At 54.5% G+C, this 10,633-nt stretch carries 11 protein-coding genes; 3 read left to right on the top strand and 8 right to left on the bottom strand.

What is annotated here, in order from left to right; all coding sequences use genetic code 11:
- Nucleotides 1–84: 84 nt before the first annotated feature.
- The gene (locus NTH01S_RS03635) at nucleotides 85–963 is read right to left on the bottom strand and encodes an S-methyl-5'-thioadenosine phosphorylase (RefSeq protein WP_068169569.1); all 879 of its coding nucleotides are present in this window, start codon (nucleotides 961–963) and stop codon (nucleotides 85–87) included.
- A 259-nt stretch (nucleotides 964–1,222) separates the two neighbouring features.
- Here NTH01S_RS03635 and hemF point away from each other — a divergent pair, with 259 nt between their 5' ends.
- On the top strand, nucleotides 1,223–2,140 hold the full coding sequence (gene hemF, locus NTH01S_RS03630) for an oxygen-dependent coproporphyrinogen oxidase (RefSeq protein ID WP_068169566.1): 918 nt from the start codon (nucleotides 1,223–1,225) through the stop codon (nucleotides 2,138–2,140).
- On the top strand, nucleotides 2,137–3,270 hold the full coding sequence (locus NTH01S_RS03625; protein ID WP_174523600.1) for a hypothetical protein: 1,134 nt from the start codon (nucleotides 2,137–2,139) through the stop codon (nucleotides 3,268–3,270). Before hemF ends, NTH01S_RS03625 begins: the two co-directional genes overlap by 4 nt.
- Nucleotides 3,271–3,290: 20 nt before the next feature.
- Here the strand turns inward: NTH01S_RS03625 and NTH01S_RS11725 are convergent, their stop codons facing one another.
- The 6 genes from NTH01S_RS11725 to NTH01S_RS03595 all read right to left on the bottom strand — a co-directional run bounded on the left by NTH01S_RS11725 (nucleotide 3,291) and on the right by NTH01S_RS03595 (nucleotide 9,196).
- Nucleotides 3,291–3,986, bottom strand: a complete 696-nt coding sequence (locus tag NTH01S_RS11725; protein WP_245642126.1) for a Smr/MutS family protein — start codon at nucleotides 3,984–3,986, stop codon at nucleotides 3,291–3,293.
- A 141-nt stretch (nucleotides 3,987–4,127) separates the two neighbouring features.
- A complete protein-coding gene (locus NTH01S_RS03615; protein WP_084366933.1) occupies nucleotides 4,128–5,597 on the bottom strand; it encodes a cytochrome-c peroxidase in 1,470 nt (489 codons plus the stop codon).
- 370 nt (nucleotides 5,598–5,967) lie between these two features.
- Nucleotides 5,968–6,216, bottom strand: coding sequence for a hypothetical protein (locus NTH01S_RS03610; protein WP_068169560.1), 249 nt, complete (start codon nucleotides 6,214–6,216; stop codon nucleotides 5,968–5,970).
- A gap of 232 nt (nucleotides 6,217–6,448) precedes the next feature.
- Nucleotides 6,449–7,264, bottom strand: a complete 816-nt coding sequence (locus NTH01S_RS03605; RefSeq protein ID WP_068169558.1) for a DNA-methyltransferase — start codon at nucleotides 7,262–7,264, stop codon at nucleotides 6,449–6,451.
- Nucleotides 7,261–8,487: a murein transglycosylase A gene (gene mltA, locus NTH01S_RS03600; RefSeq protein ID WP_245642125.1), complete on the bottom strand. Its 1,227-nt coding sequence runs from the start codon at nucleotides 8,485–8,487 to the stop codon at nucleotides 7,261–7,263. Before mltA ends, NTH01S_RS03605 begins: the two co-directional genes overlap by 4 nt.
- Nucleotides 8,447–9,196: a Tim44/TimA family putative adaptor protein gene (locus tag NTH01S_RS03595; RefSeq protein ID WP_068169556.1), complete on the bottom strand. Its 750-nt coding sequence runs from the start codon at nucleotides 9,194–9,196 to the stop codon at nucleotides 8,447–8,449. The genes mltA and NTH01S_RS03595 overlap by 41 nt, the downstream gene beginning before the upstream one ends.
- A 202-nt stretch (nucleotides 9,197–9,398) precedes the next feature.
- On the opposite strand from NTH01S_RS03595, the gene secB reads away from it, so the two are divergent.
- Nucleotides 9,399–9,926 (top strand): protein-export chaperone SecB, encoded by a 528-nt coding sequence (gene secB / locus NTH01S_RS03590; RefSeq protein WP_068169552.1) that lies wholly within the window; start codon nucleotides 9,399–9,401, stop codon nucleotides 9,924–9,926.
- 17 nt (nucleotides 9,927–9,943) lie between these two features.
- Here secB and NTH01S_RS03585 read toward each other — a convergent pair whose 3' ends face one another.
- A complete protein-coding gene (locus tag NTH01S_RS03585) occupies nucleotides 9,944–10,633 on the bottom strand; it encodes a uroporphyrinogen-III synthase (protein WP_245642124.1) in 690 nt (229 codons plus the stop codon).

Below are 10,633 nucleotides of genomic sequence, written 5' to 3'. Positions count from 1 at the left end.
GTTCTGCGCCCAACCAAACAAGAGTTCTAATGCTCTTTTAAACACTGTCTTTGGGCGGCATCACACCGCCCAAAGACACACCCATTACTTCTTCAAAACACGCCCTGCCACAGCATCCAGCTTCGCCACCAGAGCCGGGTCACGCTTTTCAGGCGCCGTAATCAACGCAAAATCCAACGCACGCTCTGCCGTCAGATCAACTGGGCGCTTTTTACCCAATTCAGGAATAACAGCCTTCACCAAGCGGCGTGCATTCGCAGCATTACCCTGCATCACCTTCACAACCGCTTCCACCGTGACGCTATCATGATCCGTGTGCCAGCAGTCAAAATCGGTCACCATCGCCACCGTCGCATAGTTCATCTCGGCCTCACGGGCGAGCTTCGCTTCCGGCATGTTGGTCATACCAACCACCGAACAACCCCATGAACGGTAGAGTTCACTCTCAGCACGCGTCGAGAATTGTGGCCCTTCCATCACGATATATGTGCCTCCACGCGTCACCGGAATGGACAAGCCCGTTGCAGCCTTTTCCAGAGCATCCAGCAAACGATGCGACACTGGATCTGCCATGCCCACATGCGCCACACAGCCCGTTTCAAAGAAGCTCTTTTCACGCGCAAAGCTACGGTCAATAAACTGATCAACCAGCACAAAACGCCCCGGCTCCAGTTCCTCTTTCAAAGAACCCACAGCAGAAAGTGACAAAATATCCGTCACACCCGCACGCTTCAGCGCATCAATATTCGCGCGGAAGTTCAAACGTGATGGCGGGATTGGATGGCCACGACCATGACGCGGCAAGAAAACGCACTGAACGCCATCTAACGTCCCGAACAACAACTCGTCGGACGTCTCACCCCATGGGCTTTCAACCCGACGCCACTCTTTATTCTCCAACCCGTCGATATCATACAGGCCAGAACCACCAATCACGCCGATTACCGGCTGAACTTCAGACATCCCATTATCCTTCAGCTACAAAAATATCCGTATTGAGGACCACAGCATCAACTGTTCCGCAAGCCTTGATTGATATTCATCAACTCTCGAAAAGATGCTTAACACCATGTTAGCACACACAGCGCCATGCTTTTGCCGTAGAGAGTAGAGACTATACATCCGCTCCATCGGTGCAGCGCACGCTATTCGTCGCCCGTTCATTCTGCTAGGACGTCTCGGGTCAAGGTCATCTCATCCCACGGGGATAGGGAAACGGAACATGGATCAGACTACCGCCGCTTTCAGCCCATTACAGCGCGCCGATGTGCCACATGACGCACTTAAAGACCAAGCACGTGCATGGTTCGAAACCCTACGTGATCGGATTTGCGCCTCCTACGAAGCCCTCGAAGACGAAGCCGCTGCGGGAGACACACAAATTCTCAAAAATGCCAGTACCCCCGGTCGCTTCACCCGCACTGCGTGGACTCGTGAAGAAGGTGGCGGCGGTGTGATGTCCGTCATGCGCGGTCGCGTTTTTGAAAAAGTCGGCGTAAATGTCTCCACCGTATGGGGCGAATTTTCTCCAGAGTTCCGCAAAAACATCCCCGGTGCCTCAGAAGACCCACGTTTCTTCGCCACTGGCGTCTCTCTCGTTGCCCACCCATGCAACCCCCATGTGAGCGCCGCACATTTTAACACCCGTATGATCATCACGACCAAAGGCTGGTTCGGCGGTGGCGGGGACATCACACCCATGTTCCCACAAAGCCAAACAGCACGCAGCGACGCGGATTATTTCCACAAAATGTTCCAAACCGCGTGTGACAAACACGACCCCGAATACTATCCAAAGTTCAAAGAATGGTGTGACCGTTACTTCCACCTTCCCCACCGCAACGAACCACGCGGCTTAGGCGGTATTTTCTACGACCAACACTCTACCGGGAGCCTCGACGCAGACTTCCAGTTCACACAAGATGTCGGCATGGCCTTTCACGATGCCTACCCGGCCATTGTACGCCGCCGTATGTATACACGCTGGAATGACGCAGATCGTGAAGCACAATTGATCCGCCGTGGCCGCTACGTAGAGTTCAACCTCCTGCATGATCGCGGCACATTATTCGGCATCAAAACAGGCGGGAATACAGAAGCCATCCTCATGAGCATGCCGCCGGAAGTACGCTGGCCGTGAAAAACCCTGCCGCGCTTATACTCCCCTGCACACAAACCTCGCCCCGGTCACGCGCACTCTCTCGCCGTCGCTTTGTCGCGTCGGCCCTAACAAGCCTGACCTGCGCCCCCTCACTCCTCCGCGCGGCTACCATCCCCCCCCTACCTAATGCACAATTGCTTATTGGTGGCACATTGCACTCCATCCCCGGCCAATTTGGGGAACTCGCCACCAATGCTCTCACCCACGGATTGGGCCTCAACCTCCCCATCCAACTTTCCCCAGATATTGGCCTTGATGGTGTCAAAGTCGCCAATGAATTCGATAGTAACGTCGCCGCAGACGGGCAAACGGCTTTAGTCGTACCGGGCAGCGCTTTTATCGCTGCCCAAACAGGTGATCCACGCACACATTATGATTTTACACGCTGGATCCCACTCCTTGTCGCTCATACGGCATCCGTTGTTGTCACGCGGACGGATACACACCAAGACTTTGCACACCGCCTCCGCAGCTTTTTCCACGGCCGCTCACTCAAGCTCGCAGTGTCCCGCCCCACGGGCAATGAATTAAGCGCTCTACTCGGCCTGACCTTACTCGACTTACACCCCACCCCAGTCTCTGGCTTCGCAACCGCACAAGATGCGCTCCAGGCCCTCAACGCAGGCCTTGTCGATGCCGTGCAGATATTGCCCACACGAGGCGATGCGCCATTGCTCGAAACCCTCAAAAACCTCCCTGAGGGCGTTGCACCACTCTATCACACAGGTGACCTTTCCGGCACGCCACTCAACGATATTCCAAATTTCCTAGAAGTCAGTGAGCAGATGCGCCGCAGACCACCAGAGGGACAACTCTTTGCCGCGTGGCAGGCTGTCTCCGCCGGGATCTGCACACCTTTTGCGGTGGCCCTTCCAATGCTTACCCCTCCACCACTGGTTGAACATTGGAGAAACGCCTGCGCAGAAGCCGTAGACGATGATGACATGCGCCATTGGGCCGAAACCTACTATTTCTCACTCGCAACAGGTGAGAACGCAGCACCATTCTTTTCACGCATCCGCCCAACACCTGAATCTCAACTCGCCCTGCGTCGCTGGATTGCCATCAACACACCGCGCTGGCGCCTTGGACAAGAAACACGGCTCTAATACGCAGCAATTCGGCCGCTTTACCGGCGCGTTTTCAACAAAATACGGACGGCCCCTTGATTGGCTTTGTGCGTATGCACCACCGCCAAAATCATGCCGCGAATATCCGCACGCTGTAACCATAATGGGAGCTCCCTACGGATAGCACCGCTCTGTTCTCCGCTCCCTAGCCCCGTCACCACTTCAATACATTTCAGGTTATGCGTACGGGCACGCTGCAAAAAATCCAACAAACGCTCAAAAGCATCCTGCACAATATAACCGTGCAAATCCAACTTCGCCTCTACGCGCAATTTACCACGCGTAAGACGCTTCCAACTTGTATCATCCAAACCCGGCGCACGCACACCCACCTTCAAAGCCCCAGCCTTGGGCAGGCGCCTCATTGAACGCGCCATCATATCCGCAAAGCTCGGCTCCGGCACATCCACACGATAGGCCGCCTGTTCATCAGCAAGCGTTGCCTGAATCGGCACCGTGGAGGGTGCAGGCGCTACAATAACCCGGCGCTTTACCTTCGGACTCACGCGTTTTTTGGGCGGCGGCACCTGATCTGCATCTTTTTGCGCAAGTATGGCGCCCTGCACCGCCTCCTTTTCCAGACTCAGCGCATCAGAATGCAAGGGCACAACATCGCGCATGACCAAACGCCACAACGTTGCCTCCTCTTCCCGCACATTCCGTCGCTTCGCCATACGCTCCACAATCCTCAACATCGCCCACCCTCACAGCACCGCACCGTGAAGATGCCTCACTGTTAAAAGCAGAGCACAGATCAAACAACGCCCGAAATACAAAAATGGCCTTGAGAGAACCCTCCCAAGACCATTTTCCGTCTCTAAACACGCGAGGTGTCGTTAATTCGCAGCTTGCCCTGCGGGTTTCAGCTCCGGCTGCTCCGGAACCTGATCCAGCGGAACGCCCTGATACTTACCCGTCAGCGTCTTCAAGAAGGCAGTAATATCATTCACATCCTGATCAGAAATATCATGATCTGGCGTTTGATACTTCGCCATCATCCGCACAGCATCTTCCAGCGTCTTAGCCGAACCATCATGGAACCACGGGCCAGTCAACGCGACGTTACGCAGGTTCGGAACCTTAAAACGATGTTCGTCATTCGGGTTCTTCGTCACCCCAATACGCCCATCATCAGCAGCCGTCAGTGCCGTATGACGATCCGCAAAGTATGGCCCTTCAAGGCCCATCACTTCATACGCATCACCACCCATAGCCACACCACTATGGCACCCTGAGCAACCGATTTCCTTAAAGCGCTCATAACCACGCTTTTCTTGCGCCGTGATTGCGCCAGAAGCACCCTTCAGATATTGATCAAAACGACTATCTGGCGTGATCAACGTCTTTTCGTATTCCGCGATCGCATCCGTCACAGTGTCTTTGCTGATCGTGCTATCTGGCCCATACACAGCACTAAACTGCTCGGCCATGCCCGGTTCATCACGAACATGTGCCGCCGCCTCATCCCAGTTATGCGCCCCCATTTCCTTCGGGTTCGTCACAGGGCCAGCAGCCTGCCCAGCCAGATCCTTCGCACGGCCATCCCAGAACTGCGCCATGTTAAACGTCGCATCATAAACAGACGGCGCGTTGATCGGTCCCTTCTGCCCATGAATGCCAGTAGACGTCACAAGGTTATCAACACCCCCCTTGTTCAAGCCATGGCAGCTTGCACAATTCAGCGTGCCATCACCCGACAAATGCTTATCAAAATACAGCGTCCGGCCAAGCGCTGCTTTCTTCCAATCTACCGAAGCCACTTCCGGAATCGGCTGTACAACTTCCCCACGGAACGCCGGTGTAACATCGGCGCTCGCATAATAGCGTGCGCGCTGCTCACGTACCCATGTGAGAATATCGTTGCGCTGCTTTTCATCCAGATACGCATGTGGGTGCATCGTCAGATACACTTTCGGCGGCATCCGGTTTTGAGAAATCACTTCCTCAATACGTGAAAGTTGCTCAATGGTCGGCGGCTTGCCTTGCTGGAAATCAGCAATAATCGGCGCAAAATTGAAGTGCAACTGCCCTTCCGTCAAATCATGACTCATGATCTGATTAGCCAAAGGCAGTTTGAAGTAGAATGGCAGATCCGCCCCCTTCGTATGGCAGTAATCACAGCGCACTTCTTGGAACGCCGAGAACGCTGCCATAGAAACTGGATCGTGCAGCGTCAGACTGCCTGCTGGCAGCTTTGGTGCCCCAGCATGGTCAAAATGCTCAAGATACGTGACAGTTCCACCCCAAGTGGCAACACCAAGGGCTGCGAGGGCTGCAATGCCTCGTATAATTGTGCTTTGCCGCACTGCACTCACTCCATGTAGCGGTAGATAAGCTCAAAATGAGCAAGACAGTCACAAATGTCCAAGCGATTGAACCTGTCAGAAAAACAGGCCCTGCCGATCAAACGTGATCACCGCCCGCCAGTTCCGTGCACAGCATCAAGATGAAACGAACAGAACCCACAGCATAAGGGCTTACTATTATAGGAGCGGTAAAATGCGCCAGTATGCTCTACCCGCCCCACAGGTAAGCGCCGAAAAGAAAACCTCTATTTATGAATCCCATGCCGCATCACTCTCGCGCCAATTCTCCCCAATACGCCCCCCCGCAGCGCCATAACCGAAACAACGCTCAATACACTCTAAGCGTAAACACGGCCACGCATAGCGGTTCTCATTCCTCTTCTGCCTTTTGCGCGTTGGTCAAAATATCAAACTTAATGCGCTCAAGAATACCAATTACCTGCGAGGCATTGTCGATATCCCCCCGCTCAAATACCCAAGAACCATCACGCAAGAAGATAATACTCATCGCGTTGGTCGCATCATCATGAGTGGCAATATCCATTGCCCGTTGAAGAGCGTCCTGCGCATTCGTATCTTTTTTGCGTTCAATCGTGATAATTTTCGGTCGATCCGTCATTACTACCCCTTATTATTCATAAAGTTCTTCATTCAATATAATCCATATACCAATACTGTTTATTTTAAGTCTGAAATAATTCCCCTCACTTCCTTACGTAAGCATGATCACCGTCAATATGCCGCTAACTGTATAGGTCAAAAGAGAGGGCGGATTAACGGCACATATCCACGCTCTCAAGCACTCTAATACGATGGAACGCCTCGCACTGGCCTACAGGCACTACCCCGTATTACCCCTCCCAATTATCCAAAAAGCTACGCAGACGCTTCCGCGCGTGATTCACATAACGCGTATCCATATCAATCCCCACACCCCGCAACCCCTGCCTCTCCGCCGCAATCAAGCTTGTACCAACACCCATAAACGGATCGAGGAGCACATCCCCTTCCTTCGCACCGTGAAGGCGCAAGCACGCTTCCGGCAATTCCACAGGAAATGTGCCCGGATGGCTAAATTTTTCTTTTTGGCTACGGACCGTCTCATACGGAATAAACCACGTATCACCACGGCATCTCCGGTCCACTGCATGGCGCCTTCGATGTATATTGCTCTTATCCGTAAACGGCACCCCCGCCGCCAAACGGGATACCGGCACCTCTCCCGTCTTCGTTAAATGAAAAACATGCTCGTGGTTTCGGTTCACAAAACGGTGGGAGTTCAAAGGCTTAAAATGCCCATGCGTCTTCTCTCCTACGGAGACAGATTTGATCCATGTAATATGATTTTGCAGCACAAATAATTCACGCAGCCGCACCAAAAGCTCAAACGGCAGCCAAGGCTGCGATGATGAACCTGACATATTGAGAAAGAAGGACCCACCATCCTTCAAAACACGCTTCAAACTCGCACAAATCTCAATCATCCACTCCAGATAACACTCTTCCGGCAGACGGTCCTGATAACTTCGGTAATCAATACCAAGATTATAAGGGGGCGAGGTCACAATCACATCAACACTTTGAGCCGGCATACGCCGCAGAACCGTCGTACAATCCCCTCGGATAAGCGTGTGGGCCCCTAAACGTTCCCGGCGGCTGCGTATCATGGTGTAGCACTCCCCGCAGGAACTGCACGCGGCAGCAAAATCATCACCCGACCAGTCGCATGCAAATGCCCCGCCACGTAAGCGGCTTGCTCACCCGCCCCTGCAAAAAGATCCAAGCGCCCTACCCCGCGAATATCCGTCCCAACATCTTGAGCAAAAACCAAATGCTGCCATTTTTCAGACGTTCCATCCGCCAATGGCAACACCGTCTGCACCCAAAGCGGCGCACCAAACGGCACCACCGCACGATCCACCGCCACAGAGCGCCACGGCATCAAAGGCACACCAAAAGCCCCTTTAGGCCCTACGGCACTGGCCTCACCATCCAAATGGAAAAACACATAATTCGGATTGCGTTCCATCATGGCATTCGCCTGTCCCGGATGCGCCTCCAACCACGCACGAATACTCTCCATGCTGACAGTCCCACTGGCCAATACCCCATCACGCACCATTGCGCGGCCTAATGGCACATAAGGCTGGCCATTACGCCCATCATATCCAACAGCCACACGCCGCCCATCCGGCAACACCAAGACGCCAGAGCCTTGCACTTGTAAGAAAAAACGATCCACCGGGCTTTTCAACCAAGCAATTTCCAAACCACGCCCGCGTAACGCACCATGATCAATCTCGGCCCGATCATAATACGGCACCATATGCCCATCCTGCCAACGGCCAGAAACCGTAACGCTCTTCACCCCCGGCACACTGACCAAATCTGACGGGCGAGCATAAAGCGGCGTTTGATATGCCCCGCCAGGCCGTAACGCTGCCTCAAAAACTGGCTGGAAATACCCCGTCACCTCACCTTGTTCCGCCAAGATGTAAGGACGAAACCACGCTTCAACAAAATGGCGTGCTACAACGGGAGACGCCGCCGTCATATCTTGAAGAGCCGCGCACACAGCCCCCCAATCCCCAGCATACCGCCCTGAAGGTAATTTTTCTGCCCCGCCGAGTAGCGTCTCAGGCGGCAATTGACCAATGCGCCGACATTGAGCCCGCAAAACAGGCAAAACCACCGAGGCCGTTTCCGCCCGCCACCCAGATAGGGCCACATAATGCACCGCCCGCAAAGGCTTGGCCATAATGGCACCATGCCCCCATCCCGTGCAAATAAGAGCGATGCCCCCTAGCACGACAATGCGCGCTCTTCTCCCCCGCAACATGCGGCGCATTTTATGCCGGACGAGAGGCTGCAAGGCGCCAGCGCGTATCATCACTGCCCAAAGATGTCTCAAACAGCCATAAATCATGAAATTCCGTTACGGCTTCCGTCCCCACAACAAGCTGACCATTTTCTCCCATTAGCGCATTGATCTGCCGCGATATAATATTCACTTCAATACGTGCCACAGGCGCGTTGTCCACGCTCACAATCGTAGCATCCTGAATGGAGAGAACATCCACCCCACGCAGTTCACTGCGCTGCGTCTGCTTCGCGGCTTCACGCTCCGTGATGGCGTTATTAAAGACCTGTGCCACGTCATCCGTCATCACCGTTGCCAGAGTTGCACGGTCCCCTTGCGCATAGGCAGAGACAACCTTACGGAAACTCATTTCAACGCCCTGCAAGAATTCCTGCGGATTAAAGCCTGAACGCATCTTCACCAGGTCAACCAAGACACCACCAACCCGGGTGGCCGGCGCTGGGATCTCATAACGCGCGCGCATAGGCTCTGCCCCACTGCCCACGCCTGCGCCTTCCGGCAATGGTGGCGGCACCGTACGCTCAGTCCCCGCCGGTGCAGCCATTGGCCGTGACATAGCCTGTTTCACACCTTGAACACCCACACGGCGGCCCAGAATACGATACAGACGAAATGCCAACGCAGCAGCAATCACGGCAAGAATAACGACATCCCAAGGGAAAGAATGACCGCCTTGGCTCGTCAAGAAACTCGGAAAATGAAAAGTGTCAGAAGACATGCAGGCTTAAGCTTCACAAATGAAGGGGATCACGGAAAAGATTCTCACTAGATAGGTTGAGACAGCCCACAACTCAACCATTTGTCATAGAACCCATGACGTTTCCCCAGAACGACTTGGCGATAAGAGCACATCATGCTACCGCCATGAGGTCGCAATTATTTCATCGCTTGTTGCCCACGGGCGACACCGGAGAGCATTTATGTCCGAAAATTCGACTGCTAATACCACCACCCAAAACGCAGAAGGCGCACCAGCCCCCCTGCCATTGGCCGTTAACCTGCAATACACGAAAGACCTCTCTTTCGAAGTGCCCGCAGGTGCTGCAATTTTTGCATCTCTGCGCAGCGCACCACAAATCGGTGTGAACATTGACGTTCAGGTGAACCGCCTGGAAGAAGAACAACCTGTTTTTGAAGTCGCTCTCGCTGTTCGCGCAGAAGCAACAGAAGCTCCGGAAAAAGAAGGCGACAAGCCAGGCCGCGCTGTCTTCATTGCAGAACTGACCTACGCAGCCATCGTCACCCTCGGCAATGTTCAACAAGAAGTTGTTGAACCACTGCTGCTGGTTGAAGTGCCGCGCCTGATCTTCCCATACGCACGCAGCATCATCAGCGATGTCACCCGTGACGGGGGCTTCCCACCAGTTGTTCTGCAACCGATCGACTTTGTTGCTCTGTGGCAAGCAAAGCGCGCTCAGCAGTTCCCAGAACCCGCTGGCGAAGCCTAAGCTTCCCCTCGGGAGGGCTACCTTCCCGAGACTGGCCCCTCGCCCAACAGGGCGAGCGGGTCACCATACTCCACAGACCTCCAAGCTGCTTCTGACACACGCTCAGCAATCGCCTTGGACAAACATATGGCCCGTACCGTTTTTAAGCGCGCCATCAGCCCCTCGGGCAACGCCGCACAAAAAGCATCCACCGTTCGGCCTGAATAGAATAAAACAGCAGCAACCCGTGCCTCATAGACACTCTGTATCGCGTGCTCAGAAAGCACCCAAACCGGTTGCACATCATACACATCCCGCCGCCGCACCTTCAAAGACCGCGCCAAATCCACACCGTAGCCGCGCCCCGTAACCAGCAACACGCCCGCTCCCATAATGCGCTCAGCACGGCAATAACGCGCCAAAGACCGCGCATCACCCTCGGCAGCCTCAACGCTCTGAAACCCCATTTCCCGCGCACGCTCAGCCGTCTTCTCACCCACGGCAACAATACGCTGCGTCCTCGGCCACGCCACCAATGCAGGCAAAGCCTGCCCACTCGTCACCAAAAGCGCTTGCGCAGGCTCAACCGGTAAGAGCCCTAATCTCTGCACATTCAACATTGGACTGGCCACGCTGCGCCACCCCTGCCGCTCCACGGCCTGCACCGTTTCGGACAAGCCCGGCTCCGGACGCGTCACCACAACTCCATCAGGGTGCGGCGACATCAT

The organism is Neokomagataea thailandica NBRC 106555, from assembly GCF_001598495.1.
Taxonomy (GTDB): domain Bacteria; phylum Pseudomonadota; class Alphaproteobacteria; order Acetobacterales; family Acetobacteraceae; genus Gluconobacter; species Gluconobacter thailandicus_A.
This window is presented reverse-complemented; position numbering and strand designations above follow the sequence as displayed.